The organism is Acinetobacter portensis (assembly GCF_010646905.1).
Lineage (GTDB): Bacteria > Pseudomonadota > Gammaproteobacteria > Pseudomonadales > Moraxellaceae > Acinetobacter > Acinetobacter portensis.
This window is the reverse complement of the sequence record NZ_JAAARQ010000002.1, coordinates 793,767-819,337: the sequence shown is the minus strand read 5'-3', so window position 1 is coordinate 819,337 and position 25,571 is coordinate 793,767. Positions and strand designations below refer to the sequence as shown.

General features: G+C 37.7%; 23 protein-coding genes. 14 read left to right on the top strand and 9 right to left on the bottom strand.

What is annotated here, in order from left to right; all coding sequences use genetic code 11:
- Positions 1 to 173: 173 nt before the first annotated feature.
- From leuC to leuB, 4 genes are all read left to right on the top strand, one after another.
- Positions 174 to 1,607 (top strand): 3-isopropylmalate dehydratase large subunit, encoded by a 1,434-nt coding sequence (gene leuC, locus GTK57_RS03830; protein ID WP_163121421.1) that lies wholly within the window; start codon positions 174 to 176, stop codon positions 1,605 to 1,607.
- Positions 1,608 to 1,722: 115 nt separating this feature from the next.
- The gene (gene leuD, locus GTK57_RS03825; protein WP_152875724.1) at positions 1,723 to 2,373 is read left to right on the top strand and encodes a 3-isopropylmalate dehydratase small subunit; all 651 of its coding nucleotides are present in this window, start codon (positions 1,723 to 1,725) and stop codon (positions 2,371 to 2,373) included.
- 102 nt (positions 2,374 to 2,475) lie between these two features.
- Positions 2,476 to 3,036: a hypothetical protein gene (locus tag GTK57_RS03820; RefSeq protein WP_163121419.1), complete on the top strand. Its 561-nt coding sequence runs from the start codon at positions 2,476 to 2,478 to the stop codon at positions 3,034 to 3,036.
- 41 nt (positions 3,037 to 3,077) lie between these two features.
- Positions 3,078 to 4,157 (top strand): 3-isopropylmalate dehydrogenase, encoded by a 1,080-nt coding sequence (leuB, locus tag GTK57_RS03815; RefSeq protein WP_163121417.1) that lies wholly within the window; start codon positions 3,078 to 3,080, stop codon positions 4,155 to 4,157.
- Positions 4,158 to 4,307: 150 nt separating this feature from the next.
- Here the strand turns inward: leuB and infA are convergent, their stop codons facing one another.
- The gene (gene infA, locus GTK57_RS03810) at positions 4,308 to 4,529 is read right to left on the bottom strand and encodes a translation initiation factor IF-1 (protein ID WP_001284370.1); all 222 of its coding nucleotides are present in this window, start codon (positions 4,527 to 4,529) and stop codon (positions 4,308 to 4,310) included.
- Between the two features lie 229 nt (positions 4,530 to 4,758).
- Here infA and GTK57_RS03805 point away from each other — a divergent pair, with 229 nt between their 5' ends.
- Complete coding sequence (locus GTK57_RS03805; protein ID WP_163121415.1) at positions 4,759 to 5,766, top strand: AraC family transcriptional regulator; 1,008 nt, start codon at positions 4,759 to 4,761, stop codon at positions 5,764 to 5,766.
- Positions 5,767 to 5,886: 120 nt separating this feature from the next.
- Here the strand turns inward: GTK57_RS03805 and truA are convergent, their stop codons facing one another.
- From truA to asd, 5 genes are all read right to left on the bottom strand, one after another.
- Positions 5,887 to 6,684, bottom strand: coding sequence for a tRNA pseudouridine(38-40) synthase TruA (truA, locus tag GTK57_RS03800; RefSeq protein WP_163121413.1), 798 nt, complete (start codon positions 6,682 to 6,684; stop codon positions 5,887 to 5,889).
- 17 nt (positions 6,685 to 6,701) lie between these two features.
- Positions 6,702 to 7,667 (bottom strand): asparaginase, encoded by a 966-nt coding sequence (locus GTK57_RS03795; protein WP_163124589.1) that lies wholly within the window; start codon positions 7,665 to 7,667, stop codon positions 6,702 to 6,704.
- Between the two features lie 46 nt (positions 7,668 to 7,713).
- A complete protein-coding gene (locus GTK57_RS03790) occupies positions 7,714 to 9,015 on the bottom strand; it encodes a fimbrial protein FimV (RefSeq protein WP_163121411.1) in 1,302 nt (433 codons plus the stop codon).
- Between the two features lie 71 nt (positions 9,016 to 9,086).
- Entirely contained in the window at positions 9,087 to 10,616 is a 1,530-nt protein-coding gene (locus tag GTK57_RS03785) for a FimV/HubP-related protein (RefSeq protein WP_163121409.1), read from the bottom strand.
- Positions 10,617 to 10,762: 146 nt separating this feature from the next.
- Positions 10,763 to 11,881 carry an aspartate-semialdehyde dehydrogenase gene (asd, locus tag GTK57_RS03780; RefSeq protein WP_152875838.1) on the bottom strand — a complete coding sequence of 373 codons (1,119 nt, stop codon included), beginning with the start codon at positions 11,879 to 11,881 and terminating at the stop codon, positions 10,763 to 10,765.
- 184 nt (positions 11,882 to 12,065) lie between these two features.
- Here asd and GTK57_RS03775 point away from each other — a divergent pair, with 184 nt between their 5' ends.
- The gene (locus GTK57_RS03775; protein WP_163121407.1) at positions 12,066 to 13,178 is read left to right on the top strand and encodes an endonuclease/exonuclease/phosphatase family protein; all 1,113 of its coding nucleotides are present in this window, start codon (positions 12,066 to 12,068) and stop codon (positions 13,176 to 13,178) included.
- Between the two features lie 295 nt (positions 13,179 to 13,473).
- On the opposite strand, the gene GTK57_RS03770 is transcribed toward GTK57_RS03775, so the two are convergent.
- The gene (locus GTK57_RS03770; RefSeq protein ID WP_163121405.1) at positions 13,474 to 14,409 is read right to left on the bottom strand and encodes an LpxL/LpxP family acyltransferase; all 936 of its coding nucleotides are present in this window, start codon (positions 14,407 to 14,409) and stop codon (positions 13,474 to 13,476) included.
- 112 nt (positions 14,410 to 14,521) lie between these two features.
- Positions 14,522 to 16,417 carry an ATP-binding cassette domain-containing protein gene (locus GTK57_RS03765; protein WP_152875832.1) on the bottom strand — a complete coding sequence of 632 codons (1,896 nt, stop codon included), beginning with the start codon at positions 16,415 to 16,417 and terminating at the stop codon, positions 14,522 to 14,524.
- Between the two features lie 34 nt (positions 16,418 to 16,451).
- Between GTK57_RS03765 and GTK57_RS03760 the strand changes: the two genes are divergently transcribed.
- From GTK57_RS03760 to topA, 4 genes are all read left to right on the top strand, one after another.
- Positions 16,452 to 16,697, top strand: coding sequence for a SlyX family protein (locus tag GTK57_RS03760; protein ID WP_152875830.1), 246 nt, complete (start codon positions 16,452 to 16,454; stop codon positions 16,695 to 16,697).
- 116 nt (positions 16,698 to 16,813) lie between these two features.
- Positions 16,814 to 17,821, top strand: a complete 1,008-nt coding sequence (locus GTK57_RS03755; protein ID WP_163121403.1) for a hypothetical protein — start codon at positions 16,814 to 16,816, stop codon at positions 17,819 to 17,821.
- Between the two features lie 238 nt (positions 17,822 to 18,059).
- Positions 18,060 to 18,509 carry an ammonium transporter gene (locus GTK57_RS03750; RefSeq protein WP_152875333.1) on the top strand — a complete coding sequence of 150 codons (450 nt, stop codon included), beginning with the start codon at positions 18,060 to 18,062 and terminating at the stop codon, positions 18,507 to 18,509.
- 34 nt (positions 18,510 to 18,543) lie between these two features.
- On the top strand, positions 18,544 to 21,192 hold the full coding sequence (gene topA, locus GTK57_RS03745) for a type I DNA topoisomerase (protein WP_163121401.1): 2,649 nt from the start codon (positions 18,544 to 18,546) through the stop codon (positions 21,190 to 21,192).
- Between the two features lie 146 nt (positions 21,193 to 21,338).
- On the opposite strand, the gene GTK57_RS03740 is transcribed toward topA, so the two are convergent.
- On the bottom strand, positions 21,339 to 21,788 hold the full coding sequence (locus GTK57_RS03740; RefSeq protein ID WP_163121399.1) for a carboxymuconolactone decarboxylase family protein: 450 nt from the start codon (positions 21,786 to 21,788) through the stop codon (positions 21,339 to 21,341).
- 81 nt (positions 21,789 to 21,869) lie between these two features.
- Here GTK57_RS03740 and GTK57_RS03735 point away from each other — a divergent pair, with 81 nt between their 5' ends.
- From GTK57_RS03735 to GTK57_RS03720, 4 genes are all read left to right on the top strand, one after another.
- Entirely contained in the window at positions 21,870 to 23,009 is a 1,140-nt protein-coding gene (locus tag GTK57_RS03735) for a glycerate kinase (RefSeq protein ID WP_163124586.1), read from the top strand.
- Between the two features lie 114 nt (positions 23,010 to 23,123).
- Positions 23,124 to 23,339, top strand: coding sequence for a hypothetical protein (locus tag GTK57_RS03730; RefSeq protein WP_163121397.1), 216 nt, complete (start codon positions 23,124 to 23,126; stop codon positions 23,337 to 23,339).
- A 2-nt stretch (positions 23,340 to 23,341) separates the two neighbouring features.
- On the top strand, positions 23,342 to 23,512 hold the full coding sequence (locus tag GTK57_RS03725) for a hypothetical protein (RefSeq protein WP_163121395.1): 171 nt from the start codon (positions 23,342 to 23,344) through the stop codon (positions 23,510 to 23,512).
- A gap of 43 nt (positions 23,513 to 23,555) precedes the next feature.
- A complete protein-coding gene (locus GTK57_RS03720) occupies positions 23,556 to 25,544 on the top strand; it encodes an ATP-dependent helicase (protein ID WP_163121392.1) in 1,989 nt (662 codons plus the stop codon).
- Positions 25,545 to 25,571: the final 27 nt, after the last annotated feature.

Genomic DNA, 25,571 nt, shown 5'->3' with positions numbered 1-25,571 from the left:
AATGATATTCAAATCTAAATTGAAGTTGTTTAGCTAAAATCAAGATTGATTCAGTGGTATTTTTATTCCTAAAAGTTTTTTAACTAATAAAAATGATAAATTAGATTTATATTATATGCAGGCTATAATCGAACTAATTTAAAAATATACCCAGTCCAGTGGAGTCAATCGACATGGCAGGCGACATTCAAAAAGCAAAGACATTGTACGATAAATTGTGGGATGACCACTTAGTAAAACAACGCGATGATGGTTCAGCTTTACTTTATATCGATCGTCATTTATTACATGAAGTAACGTCTCCACAAGCATTTGAAGGCTTGCAACTTGCAGGTCGTAAACCTTGGCGTTTAAGCGCAAATATAGCAACACCAGACCATAACGTTCCAACCTCTAAAAAAGAACGTTCAGAAGGTATTGCAGGTATTGAAGATGATACATCGCGTATTCAAGTTCAAACTTTAGATGATAATTGCAAAACTTTTAATGTTGTTCAGTTTGATATTAATGATGTACGCCAAGGGATTGCACATGTTGTTGGGCCTGAACAAGGTTTAACTTTGCCGGGTATGACCGTTGTATGTGGTGATTCTCACACTGCAACACATGGTGCATTTGGTTGCTTGGCACATGGTATTGGTACTTCAGAAGTTGAACATGTATTGGCAACGCAATGCTTAGTTCAAAAGAAAATGAAAAATATGTTGGTACGTGTTGACGGTAAATTGGGTCAAGGCGTGACATCAAAAGATGTTGTTTTAGCAATTATTGGTAAAATTGGTACCGCTGGTGGTACGGGTCACGCGATTGAATTTGGTGGTCAAGTATTCCGTGATATGTCGATTGAAGGTCGTATGACGGTATGCAACATGGCAATCGAAGGTGGTGCACGTGTTGGTATGGTTGCTGTTGATGACAAAACCATTGAATACGTGAAAAACCGTCCTTATGCACCGAAAGGCGAGCAGTGGGATGCGGCAGTTGCATATTGGAATACTTTACATTCTGATGAAGATGCGCATTTCGACACAGTAGTTGTATTACAGGGTGAAGAGATTGAGCCACAAGTATCTTGGGGTACTTCACCTGAAATGGTGATACCTGTTTCCCAAGCGGTTCCAACTTTAGAACAAGCGAAAGATGAAGTTCAACGCAATGACTGGACGCGTGCTTATAACTATATGGGCTTAAATGGCGGTCAAGCATTGGCTGATATTCAATTAGACCGTGTATTCATTGGCTCTTGCACAAACTCTCGTATTGAAGATATTCGTGCAGCTGCTGAAGTTGCCAAAGGCAAAAAAGTAGCTTCATCGATTAAACAAGCGATGGTTGTTCCGGGTTCTGGTTTGGTGAAAGCACAAGCAGAAGCTGAAGGTTTAGATAAAATTTTGGTTGAAGCTGGCTTTGAATGGCGTGAACCTGGTTGTTCAATGTGTTTGGCAATGAATGCTGACAAATTGCAACCGGGTGAGCACTGTGCTTCAACGTCTAACCGTAACTTCGAAGGTCGTCAAGGTAATGGTGGTCGTACACATTTGGTGAGTCCGGCAATGGCAGCAGCAGCTGCAATCGCGGGTCATTTTGTGGATGTGCGTACGTTCTAAGATTATTCCCTCATCCCAACCTTCTCCCTGAGCCACATCATGGCGCAAGAGAAGGAGTTCCCTCTCATTTTAGGAGAGGGCTAGGGAGAGGTTACGGATTCAGTGAGAAATAACCATGAAAAAATATACCGTTGAACAAGGTATCGTTGCACCATTAGACCGTGCCAATGTAGATACAGATTTAATTATTCCAAAACAGTTTTTGAAATCGATCAAACGTACTGGTTTTGGTGAAAATTTATTTGATGAATTACGTTATTTAGATGAAGGTTATTTAGGCTTAGATAACTCTAAACGTCCTAAAAATCCTGATTTTTCTTTGAATCAAGCGCGTTATCAAGGTGCTTCAATCTTGATTTCACGTGCCAACTTCGGTTGTGGTTCAAGTCGTGAACATGCGCCGTGGGCATTGGAAGAATACGGTTTCCGTACTGTGATTGCGCCAAGCTATGCAGACATTTTCTTTAATAATAGCTTTAAAAATGGCATGTTGCCGGTGATCTTGTCTGAAGAGATCGTAGATCAATTATTTAAAGAATGCTTTGAGACCGAAGGTTATCAATTAACTATCGACTTGGAAGCTCAAGAAGTGCGTACGCCAAAGGGTGAAAGCTTTAAGTTCGAGGTTGATCCATTCCGTAAACATTGTTTATTGAATGGCTTAGATGATATTGGCTTAACTTTACAAGCATCTGATGATATTCGTGCTTTTGAAGAAAAGACAAAACAATCACGCCCTTGGGTTTTTAATGACATTAATGGCTAATTCACAAGATATTTAGTCATAGATTAGAGCTCTAACTCTTGATAACATCAAATCATAATTACTCTTATTATGAATTTGACATTCTTGGGCTAGGTTTAAATGATGACGAAATCTTTGGGTCAAATTATTTTGTTGTGCGGTGCTGCTATTTCTTTATCGGCATGCCAAAGCTTAGATACTGCTCGATTAAAAAAGATTAAGGAAACATCAAGTACGCAATCTAATGCGAAGCTCTATTGTTCAGGTGTTGATGTTTGCGAATTTGAACGTTTAGATGAAATTCAAGTTGTAAATGAAGACAATCATCGAATTGATCGTGATGCACTAAAGCAAGGGGTTGTACGTTTAGATACGGCTTCGAAAGAATCGAATTCACTTTATTTGTCTGTACCTGCACAGCAACATGAAGTGGTCATTCGTTTTTATCCTGTGACTAAAGATCGAGCGGAAAAGTTACATGTCATACATCGCTTTAAAGCACAGCAAAACTATACATTTCACATGTACCGTGAGCGAAACTTCGTAAGTGGTAGCCTTTTGAATGTATCTCCACCAGAGCCTTTGTGTGTAGATCTGAAAGAAGGCAAAAAAATAATTCGTACTTTTTGTAAGCCTTACAACGTTTTAAATGGACTTGGCGAGTTTACAGAGAAAAAACTTTAAATTTCATCAATTTTAGATTGATACTAAAAATGGAAAAACTCATGTCAAAACATATCTTGATTTTACCGGGTGACGGCATTGGTCCTGAAATCGTAAAAGCGGCTGAACAAGTGCTTACACGTGTAAATGAAAAATTCAACTTAGGTTTGACGTGGGAACAAGGTTTATTAGGCGGTGCTGCAATTGACGCACATGGCGAACCATACCCAGCTGTAACAGCAGAACAAGCGAAAAAGGCAGATGCACTTTTGTTAGGTGCTGTAGGCGGTCCTAAATGGGATACGATTGAGCGCTCAATTCGACCTGAACGTGGTTTATTAAAAATCCGTAGTGAATTGAATTTATTCGCAAATTTACGTCCTGCTATTTTGTATCCACAATTAGCTGACGCTTCTAGTTTAAAGCCTGAAATTGTTGCTGGTTTAGATATTCTTATTGTTCGTGAATTAACAGGTGGTATTTACTTCGGTCAACCGCGTGGTATTCGTGAATTAGAAAATGGCGAAAAACAAGGTTTCAATACCGATGTTTATGCTGAATCTGAAATCAAACGTATTGCTAAAGTTGCTTTTGAAATGGCAAATTTACGTGGCGGTAAAGTGTGCTCTGTAGATAAAGCAAACGTACTTGAAGTGACTGAGCTTTGGAAACAAACGGTTACTGCATTGAAAGAAGGGCAGTACCCTGAAATCAATTTATCTCATATGTATGTAGATAATGCTGCAATGCAGTTGGTTCGCGCACCTAAACAATTTGACGTGATTGTAACAGGTAACTTATTTGGCGATATTTTGTCAGATGAAGCAGCGATGTTGACAGGTTCTATTGGTATGTTGCCATCTGCATCTTTAGATGAAAATGGTAAAGGGATGTATGAGCCTTGTCATGGTTCTGCACCAGACATCGCAGGTCAAAATATTGCGAACCCATTAGCAACTATTCTTTCAGTTGCAATGATGCTTCGTTACACATTCCGTGCTGAGGAAGCAGCTAAAGCCATTGAAGATGCTGTGGGTGATGTATTAGATCAAGGCTTACGTACCGCAGATATTATGTCTGAAGGCAACACAAAAGTAGGTACAGTTGAGATGGGTCAAGCAGTTGTATCTGCATTGAACTAATTTTATTTGTATTAAAAAACGCAGCTTAATCGCTGCGTTTTTTAATTTAAGAATCTGAATTTTTAGAATTTGAAAGATCGCTTTTCAATATTCATTTTTTAGGCATATAAAAAAGCCACTTCACAGTGACTTTTTTGCTATCGCTAAAACTTAACGTGCACGGTAAGTGATACGACCCTTAGTTAAATCATAAGGTGTCATTTCAACTTTCACACTGTCGCCAGTTAAAATACGAATATAGTGTTTACGCATTTTACCAGAAATGTGGGCAATCACTTCGTGACCGTTTTCTAAACGTACACGGAACATAGTATTAGGAAGCGTTTCGGTGACAACGCCTTCGAACTCGATGAGTTCCTCTTTATTGGCCATAGCCTACCTGAGTATCAAATTGGAAAGGCGCAAATTATAGTCAATTTTTTTGCATATTACAAGGTTCTAAGCCTTTAACTATGCTCATCTGTCAATCAAATAGGCGAATCATGCGTTTAAACTTTTTTTCATAAAACATGGTTTGCTCTGTTGTCAGTTTGGTCAATCGCAGTTAATCTAAATTGAATGTTTTAAGTATAAATAAAGAACATACAAGGAAGGTTTTTGAGTGAGTCAGCAAACAGATGCATCGGTAATACTACGATTGGGCTACCAAGCGATTCGTCGTGCTGGTTTGCCTACAGATGAAATTTTGACAAAGGCAGGTGTCGCTTTAAGTCAAGTTGATGCCAATGACCGCACTCCATTGAATTCGCAATATGCTTTTTGGGTGGCAGCAGAAGAAGTTAGCCGAGATACAGATATTGGTTTGCATTTAGGTGAAAATTTACCTCTGTATCGTGGGCAAGTGATTGAACATCTGTTTATTTCTTCTGTAAATTTTGGGGAAGGCTTAAAGCGTGCACTGGCATATCAACGTTTAATTAGTGATGCTTTTCATGCAACTTTGGTTCTTGAAGATGGTCGTTGCTATTTAACCAATGGCGAACAACCTCATGCTGAAAATATTGTAAATCGACATTTTTCTGAATGTGCGATGAGCGGTGTTTTACGCTTCTTTAAATTTATTACTGAAGGTCGTTTCGAACCTATTTATATCGATTTTAATTTTAGTCAGGGATCATCTGATGATGAATATCTAAGGGTGTATGAATGCCCTGTAAGTTTGGGGCAAAAGGAAACACGTCTTTATTTTGATCCTGCAATTTTAGATTATCAATTGTGGCAAGCAGAGCCTGAACTTTTTCATTTACATGAACAGTTAGCCGTTGAAAAATTACAAGAACTTGCACGTTATGATTTGGTGGGTGAGGTCAGACGTGCGATTGGTTTCACCTTAGAAAGCGGTGAAACAACTTTGGAAACAGTGGCTTCACAATTAAATATCACGCCACGTCGTTTACGTACGCAATTGAGTGAAGCAAATACAAGCTTTCAGCAAATTCTTTCAGATTATCGTTGTCGTTTAGCAAAACGCTTATTGGCAGGTACAAATGAAAGCGTAGAGCGTATTGTGTATTTAACAGGTTTTTCTGAGCCAAGTACGTTTTATCGTGCATTTAAGCGTTGGACAAATGAAACGCCTGTGGAATACCGAAAAAGAAAGCAACGTTAATCCTTATATTTTTAGAATCCACCCCAACCCCTCCTTTGTCAAAGGAGGGGGACCTCTCTTTTTAAAGGTGAGAAGCACAGCTTCGCAAGAGGAGGGATTTAAACATTAAAAATAATTAGCTTATTCCGGCATATTCAACCAATGTGGTCCTAAAGGCATTTTGGGCAAATCAAACTGTTCAGGGTAATCCGCATGAATGAAATATAAGCCATCAGGTGGTGCAGTAATACCTGCTGCTTTACGATCTTCCGCTGCAAAAATTTCATCAATATGGTCAATTTCATACATACCTTGACCAATTTCCAATAAGCATCCGACAATATTTCTCACCATATGATGTAAGAAACCATCGGCTTGAATGTCTAAAACTAAATAACAACCATGACGAATAAGTCTTGAATGGGTGACATGACGTACAGGTTGATTTGATTGGCAAGCAGCTGCTCGGAAACTTTCAAAATTATGCGTGCCTTCAAATTTTTTAGCCGCTTCCATCATTTTTTCAACATTCAGCGGGTTAAAAACATGCGTCACTTGTTTGTGTAAAAGTGCAGGGCGTTGTGGATTGTTATAAATTACATAACGATAACGACGTGCTTGAGCTTTGAAGCGTGCATGAAAGTCCGAATCCATTTCTTTAATCCACTGGATAGAAATGTCTTTGGGCAATGTGCTATTTGCACCCATTAACCAACCACGAATTGGACGAATAGCGTGAGTATCAAAATGTGCAACCATATTTGTGGCATGTACGCCTGCATCGGTTCGACCTGCACCGTGTAGCATAATGGGCTCATTGGCAATTTTAGACAAAACCGTTTCAATGGTTTCTTGCACGCTTACTACGCCAGATTGTTGAGTTTGCCACCCTCTATATTGAACGCCAGAAAACTCAATACCGACTGCAAAACGTTGCATATTCACCTCAAATCCACTTAATTTTTCCAATGGTCATGCCATTGATCTACCGCGTCGTATTTTAAATACATTTTTAATGTTTTTGCATAAAGATCTGCGTGACTTAAGCTATTACTCACTAAAAACTTTGCATGACTGATCCACTCGCTTATGGCATAACGCTGATCGAGTAATCCAAATGGCACTTGACTGGTAATAATCACGGCACATTTTTTTGCTTGGATATTTTGTAAAACCTGTATCAGTTTTTCATTCACTGCAATATTTCCTGTGCCAAAACCTTGTAAAATTAAGGCATTTGGAGGATTTTTTAAGAATAATGCTAAGTTTTCAATTTGCTGATCAACTGAAATAGGTTGCCACATTAAACTCACACAATTAAAGTTTTGAGCTTTAGCGATGAGCGCATCATTCACTTGAATTACGTCTGTATTCGCGTAGATGGGCGTATTTTCTTCAATGCCAGTAAATGCATCTAATTCTGTTGTATGACGTTTTAACGCTGTTTGAGCGTGAATTAAGCGATGATGGAAAGCGAGGTAGACACCTTGTGCACATTTCACAACGGAATCTAAAGCAAAATTAAGATTATCTATGGCATCTGTAAATTCACGTGTGTCATTGCCTTTGACATTAAGTAAAGGATATTGACTGCCTGTAAGCACAACATGAGCAGAATGACCAAGGCAATTTGCTAAAACGGCACTGGCATAACTCAAGGTGTCTGTTCCGTGAATAATCACAAAATTTTGATATTGTTTTTGCTGTAATTCTTGAATAAATTGAGTCAGCCTTAACCAATCTTCCGCAGTACACGCGCTACTGTCTTTAATAACAGGTGATACAAAGCATTCAATATCTAATTGAAGTGGAAGTACATGTTGTAATAATGGAATAAATTTTTCCGCAGGCATTGGTGCTAAAGGTTCGCCAACACAGCCGAAAGTTCCGCCCATATAAATTAAAGCAATTTTTTTCATCATAAAAAAAGCAGCCAAGAATGACTGCTTTAGTGTAAATCGTTTTTTATTAAGATGCGATTTGATTCAGTAACTGATCTGCAACTTGACGTTGTTCAGGTGAATATTCGGTTTCGTTGTCCGCTAAAATTTCCCGAGCTGCATCATAAGCACCTAGCTCAATATATTTTTGAGCTAAGTCTAAATCTAGCTCAATTTCATTCATATCGATAAGAGAAGGGAATGATTGAACCAAAGGATCGGTGTTATCAAGCTGATTTTCTGAAATGCTAGGAGCTTGATTTGCTATTGGAGTGGCTTCTTCTACAAAAGTAGAATCTAAACTTTTTTCAATTTCAGTTGGTGTAATGCCAATGTCTGTCGTAGGTTGAGTGTCTAAATTAAAACTAAAATCAGGTTGTTCATCTAGAATAGGAGAAGGCTTTTCTGTCTCTTCTACATTAAATTTATGTGTAGAAAAATCTAAATCAAATTCATTTGTTTTGAGAGGAGCTTCTTCAATAACATCAGCTTGTTGGCTTACTTTTTCTTCAATAACGTCATCATTGTTTGAAAGTGTAAAAGAAAAATCAAGCGGTTTAATTTCATCTACAGTAGATTTTAATTCAGCTTGTGGTTGAATATCTTTAGCTGTAAATGATGGGCTAAACTCTAGTGCTGAAGTCTCTATTGTGGGTTCATCAATTTCTTGAGTCTCTACAATTGGAGATGGTGTGAAGTCTAATTGTGTCTCTTCAATATCAGCTTTTACATTTTCTGTTGCGTTAAATGTTGGCTTGCTAATAAGTGCATCAAAAGCATTGTCCGAGAGTGGAGCTGGAGCAATAGGTTTTACAGGTTCTTGAACTGCTTCTACATGGTTTGGTGTAAATTGGATAAAATCATTTTCTTTTGCCGATGATTTTCCCTGATTGACTTTAGCTTCTGCTTGTTGAGCAATATCATGCAGTTCTAATGCATTTAAATGGCTAAGTAGTTGATTGATCGCAAAATCATCTTTTTGTTTAAGATGAACATCAAGCAATAACAGGTACAGTTCATGTTGAGAGTTATCGCGTTTTAAGGCTTGGTTAATTTGAGCTTCTGCTGCAAAGAAATTACGATCTTGAATTAAAGATTCAATTTTTTTGCGTGTATCTGCTGAAATGGGCTGTGTTTTTTTGGTTTCAACAACATCATCTTCAACGATTTTCGTAGGTTTGGAATGAGTACGTGTTGAACTTGTTTTTTTTGCCTTATTTTTCGCGTTTCCTTTTTTAGAAGGCTGACTTGATCCTTGAGCATCTTGACGCTTTTTGACCACAAGTAAAACGACAATCAAAATGATGAGTGGAATCACATACATCAGCATATCTATACCCCTTATGGATCATGTCTTTTAGATGAAGACAAATCCTGAAAAAAACTTTTGGTTGTAACACATTAGTTATGAGATTTTTTTGCGGCTTGTTGTTTTTTCAACTGCTGTTGAAGTTGAGCAAGACGGGCATTTAATAATTGAATTCTATGATCCTTTTGATTTAATGCCATTTCCAACTGAGTTACGTTTCTCTGTAATTTAACGGTTTTTTCACGAGATGTCATAACCTTTGATGATAAATCATCGGAAGTTATATTACTTTTCGTGCTTTTTGATGCAGAACCGTGCGCTGAGTTCTGTTCGCTCTGTGCAACTAAACTCATTTCCGCTTGGTTTAATTTGTATTTTGCTGTTCCAGATTGTTTTGTTTGATTGTGATCTATTTTATTTTCAGCAACTTTTTTTGCTTTTTCTTCTGCTGTTGCCTCTTTTAAATTGAGCGTTGCCCCACGTTTTAAGCGGTTAACATCACCTTTAATAAAAGCATGTTCATTGTTGGTTTTAATTTGTTGCATCACTGAGTTTACAGAGCGATTTTGTTGATCTGCAATTTTCGCAGCAATTGCCCATAAAGATTCATTCGTTCTTACAACATGTTTTTCTACATGACTTGTTGAAATATTATTTTCAGTCTTTTTGGATTCAACTTTTTGCTCTTGGGTTTTTAAAGCATCGGTTTTTTTAGCGTCTGTCTTTTGAAGTTCAGTTTTCTTTGTTTCAGCTTTTTGTGGCTCTACTGATTTGACAGCAGGCTTTGCACTCTTTTTCTCAATTTCACCACTTGCATACTTGTTCACTAATGGATCTGCTGAAATATTAGATTGTGGAATAGGAGGGGCAATTTGAATAGTCTGATCAGGCACTTTTTTAACAGCGTTAGTTTGTGCTGTTACAGGTTTTTTAGGTGTTACTTTTTCTATTGTTTGCTCAGTGTGAGTTTCTTTTGGTGCTTGTTGAGCGTTGGTAGTAGGTGCTGCAGATTGTAGAACAATAGGGGTAGGTGTAGGTGGTAAAGGCGTTGCTGAAATCGTTTTTTGTATTTGAGGTGAAATGTTTTTTGATGGTTCCAGATTTACCATTAGGCGTGTTACAGCAGGAGCTGTATATGCACTACTTGTAGGTAAATTTAAAGCAATGTCTTTTTCATTCACAATCACAATAGGCGTTAATGCATTTTCTTTTGTTGTTGTTTTATTTTGTGTTGGAGCACTATTACGAGCAAGCGGCTTTTTAATTTGCTGTAAACGTGTTGTAGAGCCTTCTTTGATTTTAACAATAATGTTCAATTCAGCATCGGTAATTGGTCTAGAAGATGTAATAGTGATTACGCCTGTTCCATTTGCATTGCGACGTGTGAAAAAGTTTAAATGACCAGGAGGCTGATGTGTCGCACCAATGGACATTAAATCTTCAGCTTTAGCTAAGCTCACTTCAATGGGTGTGTTTATGTCCGATTGACGGAAATTTAATTCGGCATAAAGTAATTCACCTGCACTTGATTGAATAACAGCAGGGTCGACATTGAGCGCATAAATATTTTGTGATGCAATAATTGTTAAAATCGCGATCTTTAATTTGTTATACGTGGTCATATTAGTCTATTAGCTCGGTCACAATCGCAAAGCGGAAATTATAATTATAGATTAGCGATTTGTTGTCTATTTGTAAAACAAATACCGTGAACTGTCATAAAAAAGCCGATCATGAAAGATCGGCTTTTTTAGATTTTTAGTTGCGCTTAAGCACTTTTAAAATCAATTAATATACGAAGCATACGACGTAAAGGTTCAGCAGCACCCCAAAGTAATTGGTCACCCACTGTAAATGCACCTAGGTATTCTTTACCCATATTCAATTTACGTAAACGACCTACTGGAACACTCAAAGTACCTGTTACTGCTACAGGTGTAAGATCTGTCATAGATGCTTCACGCGTATTTGGAACAACTTTAGCCCATTGATTTGCACTACGTAACATATCTTCAATTTCATCAAGCGGCACATCTTTTTTCAATTTCAATGTTAAAGCTTGAGAATGGCAACGCATTGCACCAATACGTACACAATGACCATCAATAGGAACAATTTGTTGATTGCCTAAGATCTTGTTGGTTTCAACTTGACCTTTCCATTCTTCTTTCGATTGACCGCTTTCAAGCTGTTTGTCGATGTATGGAATTAAAGAACCTGCTAAAGGCACACCAAAGTTTGCAGAAGGGAAGCCTTCACCACGTTGAAGTGCTGCAATTTTAGAGTCGATATCTAAAATTGGAGATTTAGGATCATCAAGCAAATCTTTAGTATTGTTATATAAATAACCCATACCATTGATGAGTTCACGCATGTTTTGCGCGCCTGCACCAGATGCTGCTTGATATGTCATTGATGTTGCCCATTCCACTAAATTGTTTTGGAATAAACCACCAAGACCCATCAACATAAGTGAAACTGTACAGTTACCACCTACAAATGTTTTAGTACCATTTACTAAACCATCTTTAATTACATGCATATTCACAGGATCTAGCACGATAATTGCTTCATCATCCATACGTAATGTAGATGCAGCATCAATCCAATAGCCAGCCCAGTTTTCCGCTTTTAATTTAGGGAAAACTTCAGACGTATAATCACCACCTTGGCAGGTAATAATGACATCCATTTGCTTCAGACTCTTAATGTCTGTCGCATCCATAAGTGCTGGGGCAGTTTTACCGCCAAACGCAGGCGCTTTGCCACCTGCATTACTGGTAGAGAAGTAGAACGGCTCAAAATGAGCAAAATCATTCTCTTCAACCATACGTTGCATAAGGACAGAACCAACCATCCCGCGCCAACCGACCAGACCTACTTTCATGTCACTTTGCCTCGGTGCGTTAAAATAAAAAAAGGGGGTTTGAGTGTATCAAAAGAGCACGTAACTGCAAGTGCTACAGAATGAAAACAGCATTTATATTGTGGAATATAACTTGTTTATGTTACATGGAAAATTGATATAAATTTATGAATCAATAAAAAATTAAGAATATAAGAGAAAAGATATGATCTGGATTGAGATATTAGCTGTTGTGGTTGTTTGGTTGAGCTTCTGGTCACTGATTCCTCGAGATGAGTGGTGGTTTCGTGGTGCAGACTTCCCGCGTTTACAAATACTTGTCTTAGGATTTTGTGCATTTGTATTGTTGTTGATTTGGGATTCACCATGGGATATTTGGCGTGAAATACTACTTGTTGCTCTCATTGCAGCCTTGGCATATCAGCTAAAAATGGTATTGCCTTACACCTTTATTTGGAAAAATCAGGTGAAAAAAGTTCGAGAAGGGCAACTTGATCCGAAAAAACAAATTTCAATTTTAGTTTCAAATGTATTAACGCCAAATAAAAAATATGATGCATTAATTTCACATATTAAAACGTATCAACCAGATATTGTTTTGACCTTGGAAACAGATGAAGTTTGGCAAAAAGAGCTTTCAGTTATAGAACCTGATTATCCATATCGAGTTCCTGTTCCTTTAGATAATTTGTACGGTATGCATTTATATAGCCGTTTAGAATTATCAGATACAGAAGTGAAATTTATTTTAAGTGATGAAATTCCATCTATTCATACAACAGTCACTTTAGATTCAGGGAATAAAGTTCAGCTGTATTGCTTGCACCCTAAACCGCCAAGTCCAACCGAAGCAAAAGATTCAACATTACGTGATGCGGAACTTTTAATTGTGGGTGATCAGATTAAAGATTTAGATGAAAGTTGTATTGTGATGGGGGATTTAAATGATGTGGCTTGGTCTAGAACCACACGTTTATTTCAGCGTATTAGTGGTTTATTAGATCCACGCGTTGGGCGTCATTATGTCAACACTTTTCATGCTGATTATCCATTACTACGTTGGTCTTTAGATCATGTGTTTCATAGTACCGATTTTGCTTTGGTAGAAATGAAGCGATTGCCTCATATGGGGTCAGATCATTTCCCTATTTATGTGGTTTTACAAACAGGACGTATATTCGAGAAAATTCAGCAAGAACTAGAACAAACCGATGCAGATGAAGAAAAAGCACAAGCTGCTATTCAGCAAGGAATTGAAAAAGCAGAGAAAGAAGAAAAAATTGTGACAGATGAAATTGCGCAGGATTATAAATCTTAAAAGTTAGACTCATGCCTTTGTAGTCAATCTCCTACAAGGTTTTGAGGATTTAGAGGCTAGTTATAAAAGTGGGGGGGGCTTATTGTTATTACATCAGCACATGGAACGGGAATGGATAGTCCCACTATGGAAGACCAAGCTGAAGGAAAGACATCAAGGACATGATGTGTGGTTAGGATAGCCAGATATAAAATAAAAAAGATATGAAACAGCACAACCCCATATAGCCCGAGTTTTACAGGATGTAAAGCTCGGGTTGTTGTTTTTAAGGGGGATAAATTTTTAATCCAAATGATTAATATAAGCTTTCTGAACCTTCAGGTCGTGTTTTAAAACGACGGTGAAACCACATGTACTGTGTAGGTGCAATACGAAGTTGACGTTCAATAATTAAATTGGTGCGTGTCGCATCATCAAGTTCATCATCACTTGGTAAATTTTCGACAGGTGGTTCAATTAAAACTTTGTATTTTGGATTAGAAATATCACCATCACGATAGAAATAAAGCGGAATTGCTTCTGCCTTGGTCATTTTTAATAAACGACGATGTGCGGTTACTGTCGCGGCAGGAACACCAAAGAAGGGTGCCATAACACCTTGTTTTAAGCCAAAGTCTTGGTCTGGGCTATACCAAATTGCACGTCCATTTTTTAAATGACGGATTAAACCACGCATATCATCATGGTCAATTTGATGCGTATAAATGGTTGAACGACATCGGTAAATCAGCATATCAAGCAATGGGTTGTTTTGCGGACGATAAACAACATCTGGGTCAAAATATTGTGCGCAAACATAACCGCCAGCATCAAGCAACGTTGAGTGTGTACCTAGAAGTAATGCACCTTTGCCTTGTGCTTGAGCATTTTGAATATGTTCTAAACCTTCAATTTCTACACGACCGTTAAACCATTTTGGGCAGTACCAAGCATTTAATGTTTCAAAAGCGCCAAGCATTTGGTCGATAAACACTTGTTTTGAGTTTTCGAGAACTTCAGCTTCAGACCATTCAGGAAAGCAGAGTTCTAAATTTCGAATTGTGGTTTTACGACGCGATTTTAAATATTTGAAAGCGGTTGAGCCTAATAGCTTTGCAAGTCTATGTTGAATTGACCAAGGTAAAATAGCCAAAATCATCAGGAAGATAATACCCATCCATACGCCCCAATATTTGGGTAATAAAAATGACCATTGAAATTCACCGGGTTTGTAATCTGGCTTTTTACTCATTGCAAAGAGGTAACCTTAAAAATTTTATATAGTTTAACATGAACTGATTGTGCAAATAAAAAGACACCTAAACCAAAGGCGTAGATGTCTTTTTATTGACTTGGAATTAAGCTTAGTTGCCTTTGCTTAAGTTCTCAAGTTGTTCCCAGCGTTCTAACTTTTCAAGCAAAAGCTCATCAATTTCAGTTAAACGGTTTGAAAGCTTCATGGCTTTATCTGCATCAGATACAAACATAGAACCATCTGCAAGTTGTGCATTAATGTCAGCTTGCTCTTTTTCAAGTGCTTCCATTTCGGCAGGAAGTTGCTCTAAAGCACGTTGATCTTTATAGCTCAATTTTGCTTTTTTAGGCACAGCAGCTTCGGCTTTTGCGATGGCTTTTTTCACATCACTTTTTTGATCTACAGCAGTTTGATCTGGACGTTGTTCTAGGTAATCTTGGTAACCACCGATGTATTCATCGATATGACCTTTACCGTCAAATACCCAAGTTGAAGTCACAACGTTGTCCATAAATGCACGGTCATGTGAAATCAATAACAATGTTCCTTTGTAGCCACCTAACATTTCTTCAAGTAGCTCTAAAGTCACCATATCTAAATCGTTTGTTGGCTCATCCATTACAATTAAGTTAGATGGTTTAAGTAGTAACTTCGCCAATAGAATACGGTTACGTTCACCGCCAGACAATGCTTTTACAGGTGTACGTGCACGTTCAGGTGAGAATAAAAAGTCTTGCAAGTAGCTGTAAATATGACGACGGCCGCCATTTACATCTACAAAGTCGGAACCTTCAGAAACGTTATCTTTTACAGATTTTTCTAAATCAAGCGCATTACGCAATTGGTCAAAATAAGCAACCTCTAGCTGAGTACCTGTTTTAACCGTACCGCTATGTTCGAGTTCACCTAAAATTGCTTTAATTAAGGTGGTTTTACCTACACCGTTATCACCGACTAAACCAATACGGTCGCCACGAAGGACAAGAGTAGAGAAGTCTTTGATGATCGGTGCATTATTACCAAAGGTCACACTAAGGTTAGCGATATCAAACACTAATTTACCTGAACGATTGGCTTCTTGCGTTGCCATGTTCACTTTACCTTGTTGTGAACGACGTGCTTTTGACTCTTCACGCAATGCTTTTAAATCACGTACGCGACCTTCATTACGAGTACGACGTGCTTTAATACCTTGGCGAATCCAAACTTCTTCTTCTGCAAGCTTTTTGTCGAATAAAGCATTTTGCTTTTCTTCAGCTTCCATTTGCATGGCTTTAAGTTCTAAGTAACGTGAATAGTTACCTTCGTAGCTACGCAACGTACCGCGGTCAAGCTCGACAATACGCGTTGCAATGCTGTCTACAAATGAACGGTCATGCGAAATAAATAATAATGTTAAATTATTTTGATCGAGTAAGAATTTTTCTAACCATTCAATACTTTCAACGTCTAAATGGTTGGTTGGTTCGTCAAGTAATAAAACGTCAGGTTGAGTGAGTAAAGCACGTGCAAGAAGTACACGACGTTTACGACCACCCGATAAATCTGCAAGGTCTGCTTCAGGATCTAAGCCCATTTTACTTAAAATAGAATTTACTTTAGTTTCTAAAGCCCAGCCATCTAGCTGATCCATTTTATGTTGCAAGTTCCCCATGCGGTCACAAGCTTCCATATCACCAAGTACACAAGCATCGCTTGCCTCATGGTAGGCTCTCATTACTTCAGCTGCTTCACCCGCGCCATCGGCTACGATATCGGCAACTTTTCCTGAATCCATGGGTACATCTTGAGCAAGCATGGAAATGGTAATGCCATTTTGTAAAGAAACCTCACCAGTATCTGGTAATAAAGTTCCCTCAATCAGTTTAAGTAAAGTAGACTTACCTTCACCATTACGACCGATTAAACACACTCGTTCGCCACGCTCTAAACTGAAGTTCGCGCCGTCGAGTAGGGCAGGTCCGCCAAACGCAAGCTGGACGTCCCTTAAAGTAATATAGGCCATAATGTTTCCTAAAATCCTACATGAGGAGTGTAAATTGACTAAACAACAAAATCTTGATGAACAGGCGTCATTTTCCGCACCCATTGAAGATTTGCAAGTGCGAATTGCCTTTTTAGATGAATTAGTTGATCAGTTGAATGAACAATTGGTCATTCAAGGTCGGGAACTTGCTGATTTAAAAAAACAAATGAATATTTTGTATCAACGTGTAGAAGCATCAGATATTTCTGATGGAATAGCAGCATTTGATCCATTGACAAACAAGCCACCGCATTATTAATGAGTTTTAAGACATTAACAACTTTTTTGATGAGAGATATATTCTAAGTTTAGAATATATTTGATCTTTATTGTTGTTATTTGTCGAATAAAACTAAACACAAAAAGACCGTATTTATGAGCCAAAAAGTCATTTTATTTGATCTTGAAGATAATCCGCCTACAGCATCTTTACTGCGTAAAATTATTGAACATTATGCAACGATATATGTGTTTAATTGTAGTGGTAAGTTCGAATTTCCTTTGGGAGATTTGACGGAGTTTTCGAGTTGGGTAAACAGCGGTCAAGTTGTTGTATTAGATACGCCTCAAGCTTCACAGCGAGAGTTTGAGTATGCGGTTGTGGTCGGGCAGTTATTGGCATTATTAGATGCAGATAGCCATGTAGAAGTTATTTCTGCTACCGACAGCAGTGACATGTTGATATTAATGCTACAAAGCTCGAATATCAGTTGTCATCTAATTCAGGTGGAATTAGAAAATAAAGATGTAAAATCTGCGAAATATGTTATTCCAAGTATTCAATCTATTATAGAAAGTCCAGACTTAAAATTAGTAAAGCAGTATTGCGATGCTTTAGAAAAAATGTCAGGTAAGCCAAATAATATTGAAAAGCTTAAAAATTCAATTTTGAATGTATTAAATGTTGAAGCAGAAAAAGCACAGCATTTAATTGGCATGCTCATAAATTTGAAAATTGTCAAAAAATTTGATGAGCAAATTTCATTTCGTAAGAAAGTCTTAAAGCAATGGGCATTGCTCGATTTAGACAATATTGATGAACAACAAAATTCGACTCAATCTACGTCGAATTTTATGGCGCATATCAATACTGAAAAACAAGCTTCAGACCTTACTTCAGATGCGAATGCCAATATTCAAAATGCTCAAAATGGGTTGTTCAAGAACTTCGCAATGATTGATCCTGTTCAATTAGAATTTGCACGAAAATTACGTGAGCTTAAATCGAATAAACCTAAAGATATTTATGAGTTACGTGACTTATTAGAACAACTTTTTCCGCAATCTAATATTCGTCTGCTTTTAAAAGAGTTGTTGGATAAAGGTTATATTTATTGGAATGGTCATGAGGTTTTATATAGTCATGAAATGTTTTTGAATTAATAATATGGTCATTTATTTGAACTTTAAGTTAAACGAGGGTTCTGCTATCAGATGCTCTGCGTTTAATTTACGATAATTTACTAAAACTCCTTAATGCATTAGTCTATAAGGAGTTTTTTTTAAATAAAAAACACTATTTGTAAGAAAAAACAATAAATAAATAGTGCAAGAACTATTTTAAACTTGCGTTTTATATTGCGCTTATGCAACTCTAATATAGGAATATTGAGGCTTTTCTATGGAAAATACTGGAATTTGGGTTGCAGTTATCATTGTTGTTTTTGTTTTAGGATCAATTTTTGGTCTACGTGTAAGTCCTAGAGAAAGAGCTTTAGGTATGATGCGTGATAAAGCAAGAAAAATGGGACTACATCCTCGATTAGTTGCAGCACCTGCATGGACAAAAATTCCAATGGCGACTGAAAATCGTGCCAGCATGGTTGCTTACTACAGTATTTTACTTCCAGAAGCTCGACTTCCTTTAATGCGTGCACGAATTGTAGATCAGCAGTTTGATCTTGTGCATGGGGATGAAAAATTTAAAGATTTTCCCATTGCATTAAAAGGTATTTATGCTATTGATATGCAAGCTAACTGCGTAGGACTCTATTGGGATGAAGAATCTGACCTAAGAGCCACTCAATTAGATGATATGAAAGCATTATTAATTTCATTGGCTGAATTTTAATTTATACCCATATAAACAGGAATAACGGTTCATTATGGCGAACGCTCCTCGGTCCACATCCAAAAGCACTACTACAGCAGCTAAATCTTCCGAAGCTGGGAAAAAACGTGCACTCGTGATTGTGGAGTCGCCTGCAAAAGCGAAAACAATCAACAAATACTTAGGTTCTCAGTACATTGTTAAATCATCTGTGGGTCACGTACGTGATTTGCCAACAGGTGGTTCTGCGAAGTCGACAGAGAAAAAACCTGCTACGCGTACAAAGTTAACCGATGCTGAGAAAGCTGAAAAAGCTCAAAATGCATTAATTAACCGTATGGGTGTAGACCCTGAACATGACTGGAAAGCAAAGTATGAAGTGCTTCCAGGTAAAGAACATGTTGTTGCAGAACTAAAAAAACTCGCATCGCAAGTCGATGAAATCTATCTCGCAACGGATATGGATAGAGAAGGGGAAGCAATTGCTTGGCATTTAAAAGAAGTGATTGGTGGAGATGATTCACGTTATCAACGTGTTGTTTTCAACGAAATTACGAAAAATGCTATTCAAGAAGCTTTTAAACAACCTTCTCGCCTAGATACTGACAAAGTTAATGCACAACAAGCACGTCGTTTCTTAGACCGTATTGTTGGTTTTATGATTTCGCCACTACTGTGGGAAAAAATTGCCCGTGGTTTGTCGGCAGGTCGTGTGCAATCTGTTGCAGCAAAACTCGTTGTGGAACGTGAACGAGAAATTCGTGCATTTATTCCAGAAGAATATTGGCAAGTTTTTGCAGATACGCAATCTCAAAAAGATGACATTCGTTTAGAAGCAGTGAAACAAGGTGGTAAAACCTTAAAACTGCAAAATAAAGCACAAACAGATGCTTTATTAAAAATTTTAAACGATGCTGAATATAAAGTTTCAACACGTGAAGATAAGCCAACTAAGGTTAATCCTAGTGCGCCATATATCACGTCTACGCTTCAACAAGCGGCAAGCACACGTCTTGGTTTCTCTGTAAAGAAAACCATGACTATGGCACAACGCTTATATGAAGCTGGTTTCATTACCTACATGCGTACGGACTCAACATTCTTAAGTGATGATGCTGTAAGTATGGTGCGTTCGCATATTGAAACTGAATTTGGTGAGAAATATCTTCCTGAAAAACCAAATAAATACGGTAATAAGGCAGGCGCACAAGAAGCCCATGAAGCAATTCGTCCATCGAGTGTTGCACTCAAAGGCGATCAGCTTGCAGGTGTAGATCGAGATGCTCAACGTCTTTATGACTTAATTTGGCGTCAATTTGTTGCGTGTCAAATGACACCTGCACAATATTTATCATCGACTATTTTGGTTGATGCAAATGGCGTAGAACTGAAAGCGAAAGGTCGTACTTTAGTATTTGACGGTTTCACCAAAGTTCGTGGTCAAAATAAATCTGATGACGATGTGTTATTACCTGCAGTAAAAGTGGGTGAAGTGCTTAAACTTGAGAAGCTTGATCCATCTCAACACTTCACAAAACCACCTGCACGTTTTACAGAAGCATCGCTTGTAAAAGAACTCGAGAAAAAAGGTATTGGTCGTCCATCGACCTATGCTGCAATCATCTCAACGATTCAAGATCGTGGTTATGTGAAAATTGATAACCGTCGTCTTTTTGCAGAGAAGATGGGCGAAATCGTGACTGATCGTCTCGATGAAAACTTCAATAACTTAATGAATTATGCGTTTACCGCAGATTTAGAAAGTCAGCTCGATAAAGTTGCAGATGGTGATCGTAACTGGAAAGAGTTGCTTGATAGTTTCTATGGCGATTTCAAAAAGCGTTTAACGACTGCTCAGGGCGAAAACGGTATGCGCCGTAATCAACCTGTAGAAGTTGAAGCGGTTCATTGTAAAGAATGTGACCGTCCAATGCAGATTCGTACAGGTACAACAGGCGTATTCTTAGGATGTTCAGGTTATAACTTGCCACCCAAAGAACGCTGCAAAGGTACATTTAACTTAACGCCAGTAGAATCGCTTGCAGCATTGTCTGATGATGATGCAGCCGAAACAGCTGACTTAATGTCTAAAAAGCGTTGTCCAATTTGTGAAACAGCAATGGACAGTTACGTGATTGATGGCGGTCGTAAATTACATGTTTGTGGTAATAACCCAGACTGTAATGGTTATGAACTTGAAGAAGGTGAGTTCAAAATCAAAGGTTACGATGGTCCAACCATTCCATGTGACAAATGCGAAGGTGAAATGCAATTGAAGACAGGTCGTTTTGGACCGTACTTCGCTTGTACAAGCTGTGACAATACACGTAAAGTTTTGAAAAGCGGTCAACCTGCGCCTCCACGTGTAGATCCAATTAAAATGGAGCATCTACGTTCTACAAAACATGATGATTTCTTTGTATTGCGTGATGGTGCGGCAGGTTTATTCTTAGCTGCAAGTAAGTTCCCTAAAGTGCGTGAAACACGTGCACCTAAGGTTGCTGAGCTTCGTAGTGTTGCTGAACAGCTCGATCCAAAGTATCAATTTATTTTGCAAGCGCCAGATGTTGATCCTGAAGGGAATCCAACATTGGTGAAATTCAGTCGTAAAAACCAAGTGCAATATATTGGTTCTGAAACGCCTGAAGGTAAGCAAACAAAGTGGAGCTTAGTTTACCAAGATGGTAAATGGGGCGAAGCTTAAAATGCTCATCTAAGTGATTAAAAAAATGCTGACTTTGGTCGGCATTTTTTATGTCAATTTAAAACCTAAGTTTGTGGATATTGTCCATTTTATCCACAGTTTACTTTTTAAATGTGGGTAAGTTTTCCTCAATTAGAAGAAAACTTTTATGGTTTAACAGTGTAACGACTTGAAATTGCAATTCGATTCCATGTGTTAATCACGATGGCTAACCATTCAACAGCACTTATTTGTGCATCGGTTAAAAAGGGTAAGGCATCTTCATAAATAGCATCATCCACTTGTCCTTCAGACACTAAGGTAATGGCTTCGATCAAGCTTAATGCTGCACGTTCTTGTTCATTAAAATATTCAGTTTCAGACCATGCATTTAGCAAAGTTATACGATCTATACTTTCACCTGCTTTTAATGCATCTTGCGTATGTAAACGAATGCAAAAAGCACATTGATTCATTTGTGATGCACGAAGTTTAAGTAAGTGAGCAAAACCATGAGTTATTCCTGACTCATCAAGCTTTTGCATTGCGATTTGATCGAGCTCAATTACTTTTTGATAAAGTTCAGGTGCAGATTGTCCTAAATTAATTCGCTTCATGGTTATTTATCATATTGCTGTATTTACATATAGTATGAAGCATCAACCTTACATCCTAAAGTTCTTTAGCACATGCCTACAATAAAAACATTTGTTCTTGCACCAGATTCATTTAAAGAAAGTATGACAGCCGAACAGGCGTGTATGGCAATGCAACGAGGTATTCAGCAGGTATTTCCGCAAGCACAGTGTATTCATGTTCCTATGGCAGATGGTGGCGAGGGAACGGTTGATGCGCTTATACATGCGTTAAGTGGAGAAAAAGTTCATTGTTCAGTTCAAGGGCCATTGCCACATCAAACGATTCAAATTTATTTTGGGCTTGTGGATGATGGTCAAACCGCCATTATGGAGATGGCAAAAGCCAATGGCATAGATTTACTTGAAAAATCACAGCGTAATCCATTATTTACCAGTACTTTCGGCACAGGGAAAATGATTCGCCATGCTTTAGATTTAGGCGTGAAAAAAATCATTATTGGTTTAGGTGGTAGTGTGACCAATGATGCTGGAAGTGGTATGGCACAAGCTTTGGGTGTTCGTTTTTTAGATGATTTTGGAAATGAAGTTCAGATGTGTGGTGGTGTTTTAAATCAAATATCGAAAATTGATTTAACTCAACTTGATGTTCGCTTAAAAGACGTTGATATTTTAATTGCTTCAGATGTGAATAATCCTTTGTGTGGTGAAAATGGTGCATCTTATGTTTTTGCTCCGCAAAAGGGTGCTACGCCTGAAATGGTCAAACAACTCGATGCAAATCTTCTTCACTTTTCCAATATTGTTGAATCGGTTTTAAATTTTGATGTTCGAAATGTTGCGGGTGCAGGAGCTGCAGGTGGTTTGGGTTTTGGCTTAATGGCTTTTGCCAATGCAAAAATTCAATCGGGTGCGAGTTTAGTCATAGAGCAAACAGGTTTGGCTGAAAAGATTGCTGAAGCGGATTATGTGTTTACAGGTGAGGGAAGTATCGATTTTCAGACCAAGTTTGGGAAAACCCCTTGGGCTGTGGCGCAAGTTGCGAAGCGGTTGAATAAGCCTTTAATTGCTTTTGCAGGGCGTGTTGGGGATGATGTTGAGCCTTTATTTGATGAGGGTTTTACTCAAATTATTTCGATTAATGAACCCAATTGTAATTTGGAAGTTGCTTTGAAAAATGCAGAGAAGAATTTAGAAAAGAAAGTTGCTAAAGTGTCTTTACTTTTGAAAGATCAAAAGTAACAAAAATCTTTTATTGAGCTGAAGGTATTTCCATATACCTCAGCTCAATGAGCGACATCCATGTCGCTATACGCTTATCAGAATGCTAGAAAATATAAAGTGGTATGTAATTAAATGAGCGATATATTATTGGGTTTAATAACTGGATTGATTTCTGGTGTCGTAGCGGGTCTTTATACAGCCGTAATCGGAGTAAAATATGCTGCTTTTGAAGAAAATAAAAGAGAGATTTTGAAAGTGCTAAGAAGCATTCATTGGGATGAAAAATATCTACAGGGACATGAAGAACAAGAATTAAATAGAATATGGTTAGCTTCGAGAGATTTTTGACAATGAAACAAAAAGAGGCTGGTAAATTGGTAACTACTCATTACGGAATTTTGATGAAAGATATTCAAGGAAAGTCCGATAAAAGTGTTTTAAGTCTAGAGATCATTATGAATTTTCAAGTAGCTATTAAAGAGCTTAAAATGAATAAATTGGAATTATTAAAGTTTTGGTAGTAGCTCTGCTAAACTACAGCTTAACCAAGCACGATGAGACACCATGAGTTTAGCCAGCCTAATTGATGAATTAAATCCACAACAAAAACAAGCTGCGACAACAGAGTCAAAGCATAGTCTAGTTTTGGCAGGTGCGGGCTGTGGTAAAACCAAAACCATCGTAGCGCGTGCTGCATATTTAATTGATCAAGGTGTTCCTGCAAATCAAATTCAAATTTTGACTTTTACGCGTCGTTCGGCAAGTGAAATTGTTGCACGTGTAGAACTTGCATTGGGTGATCAAGCCAAAGGTTTACGTGCATCTACCTTCCATACATTTTGTATGTATCTTTTACGCCGTATTCCAAAAGCATTTGGCTTAGAACAATTTTCAATTATCGATCGTGATGATCAATTGATGATGTTCCGCCTTATTCGAGGAAAAGATGATAAGAAAAATCCAAATCAATTGCCTAAACCACAAGAACTCTGCGACTTATATTCTTTTGCACGAAATACACGTCAGAAACTTAGTATTGCCTTAGAAAAACAACATCCTGAACATATTGTTTTTAAAGACCAAATTGCTGAGATTATGAAAGAATACGAAACACGAAAACGTGCACGTAGTTTTCTTGATTATGATGATATTTTAGCAATTGTAGCTAAAGCTTTAGATGAGTCAGATGGTTTGGTCGATTATGTATCTTCAATTTGTCGACATATGTTGGTCGATGAAATGCAAGATACCAATCCTCTGCAATGGGCTTTGTTAGAGCCTTTAAAAGAAAAAGTAAGCCTCTTTTGTGTGGGTGATGATGCACAATCAATTTACGGTTTCCGTGGTGCAGATTTTGAAAATATTCATCATTTTAAAGATCGAGTACCCGATGCAAAAATTCATAAATTAGAAAAAAATTATCGTTCAACGCAAGAAATTTTAGATTTATCGAATTGGTTATTGGATCAGAGTGAAATTAAATACGATAAGCATTTAGAAGCACATCGAGGTGAAGGTGTTAAGCCAAGATTACATATTTTTCCAAATGAATTTGATGAAGCCAAATGGATTGCAGTTGATATTAAAGAACGTCATTTCTTAGAAGGAAAACCGTGGAAAGATCACATGGTTTTGGTGCGTTCAAGTTTTGCGGCTCGTCATATTGAGGCGGCTTGTATTGCTTCAAATGTACCTTATCGATTTATTGGTGGTATGAAGCTTCTTGAAACAGCGCACGTGAAAGATTTGGTGAGTTTGTTACGTGTAATTGCCAATCCATTAGATGATATTGCGTGGATGCGTTTTCTCACCTTATGGAATGGCGTGGGTGATGTAGGCGCAAGCCGTTTGGTACAGCAATTACTTATAGAACCTGAGTTTGATAAGCTTGTTGAAAAATTAGAAGGTTTTGGGCGTATTCCAGAAAAAACGTTACTCATGATGAAGCAAATGAATGTGCTTCGTGGTGAAGTGAAAGAATGTGTGAGTTTAGGTGTTCAAGCGCTTGAAGATCAATTAGCCGAAAACTATAAGAAAGATTGGAATCGTCGCCAAGGTGATTTTGAACTCGTCAAACAATTGGCATCTAAGCATGATCAATTGAGTGAATTTTTAGAAGCTTATGTGCTCGATCCTGTTTCAATTTCAGAAATTGAACGCCAGTCTGAAACGGATGCCGTGACTTTAATTACTATTCACTCTGCAAAAGGCACAGAACAAAAAGTTTGTTATGTTGCGAATGTAACTGCAGGGCAATATCCAAATGCACGTGCCCAAGGTAATTTTGATGATGTTGAAGAAGAGCGTCGTGTTCTTTACGTGGCTTTAACTCGAGCACAAAATGAATTGATTTTAACCAAGCAAAATTTAAACTTATGGGCAAAAGATATTATTGATGAACAAGGTCGTAAAGTTGAAAGTTATTTCTTAAATGATTTAACTCGAAATTTATGCACTATGGAAACGCATCATAAACCACGGCAACAAACTGTGAAAACGGCATTAATTGAGCGTCAGTCGATTAATTTAGATTTTGGTATCGATCTCGATTAAACTATAGCGAGATGTTTTGTACAAAAA

Coding starts and splice junctions, on each gene's coding strand:
- leuC (WP_163121421.1), top strand. CDS start 174: ATGGCAGGCGACATTCAAAAAGCAAAGACATTGTACGATAAATTGTGG.
- leuD (WP_152875724.1), top strand. CDS start 1,723: ATGAAAAAATATACCGTTGAACAAGGTATCGTTGCACCATTAGACCGT.
- GTK57_RS03820 (WP_163121419.1), top strand. CDS start 2,476: ATGACGAAATCTTTGGGTCAAATTATTTTGTTGTGCGGTGCTGCTATT.
- leuB (WP_163121417.1), top strand. CDS start 3,078: ATGTCAAAACATATCTTGATTTTACCGGGTGACGGCATTGGTCCTGAA.
- infA (WP_001284370.1), bottom strand. CDS start 4,529: ATGGCCAATAAAGAGGAACTCATCGAGTTCGAAGGCGTTGTCACCGAA.
- truA (WP_163121413.1), bottom strand. CDS start 6,684: ATGCAACGTTTTGCAGTCGGTATTGAGTTTTCTGGCGTTCAATATAGA.
- GTK57_RS03795 (WP_163124589.1), bottom strand. CDS start 7,667: ATGATGAAAAAAATTGCTTTAATTTATATGGGCGGAACTTTCGGCTGT.
- GTK57_RS03790 (WP_163121411.1), bottom strand. CDS start 9,015: ATGCTGATGTATGTGATTCCACTCATCATTTTGATTGTCGTTTTACTT.
- GTK57_RS03785 (WP_163121409.1), bottom strand. CDS start 10,616: ATGACCACGTATAACAAATTAAAGATCGCGATTTTAACAATTATTGCA.
- asd (WP_152875838.1), bottom strand. CDS start 11,881: ATGAAAGTAGGTCTGGTCGGTTGGCGCGGGATGGTTGGTTCTGTCCTT.
- GTK57_RS03775 (WP_163121407.1), top strand. CDS start 12,066: ATGATCTGGATTGAGATATTAGCTGTTGTGGTTGTTTGGTTGAGCTTC.
- GTK57_RS03770 (WP_163121405.1), bottom strand. CDS start 14,409: ATGAGTAAAAAGCCAGATTACAAACCCGGTGAATTTCAATGGTCATTT.
- GTK57_RS03765 (WP_152875832.1), bottom strand. CDS start 16,417: ATGGCCTATATTACTTTAAGGGACGTCCAGCTTGCGTTTGGCGGACCT.
- GTK57_RS03755 (WP_163121403.1), top strand. CDS start 16,814: ATGAGCCAAAAAGTCATTTTATTTGATCTTGAAGATAATCCGCCTACA.
- GTK57_RS03750 (WP_152875333.1), top strand. CDS start 18,060: ATGGAAAATACTGGAATTTGGGTTGCAGTTATCATTGTTGTTTTTGTT.
- topA (WP_163121401.1), top strand. CDS start 18,544: ATGGCGAACGCTCCTCGGTCCACATCCAAAAGCACTACTACAGCAGCT.
- GTK57_RS03740 (WP_163121399.1), bottom strand. CDS start 21,788: ATGAAGCGAATTAATTTAGGACAATCTGCACCTGAACTTTATCAAAAA.
- GTK57_RS03730 (WP_163121397.1), top strand. CDS start 23,124: ATGAGCGATATATTATTGGGTTTAATAACTGGATTGATTTCTGGTGTC.
- GTK57_RS03725 (WP_163121395.1), top strand. CDS start 23,342: ATGAAACAAAAAGAGGCTGGTAAATTGGTAACTACTCATTACGGAATT.
- GTK57_RS03720 (WP_163121392.1), top strand. CDS start 23,556: ATGAGTTTAGCCAGCCTAATTGATGAATTAAATCCACAACAAAAACAA.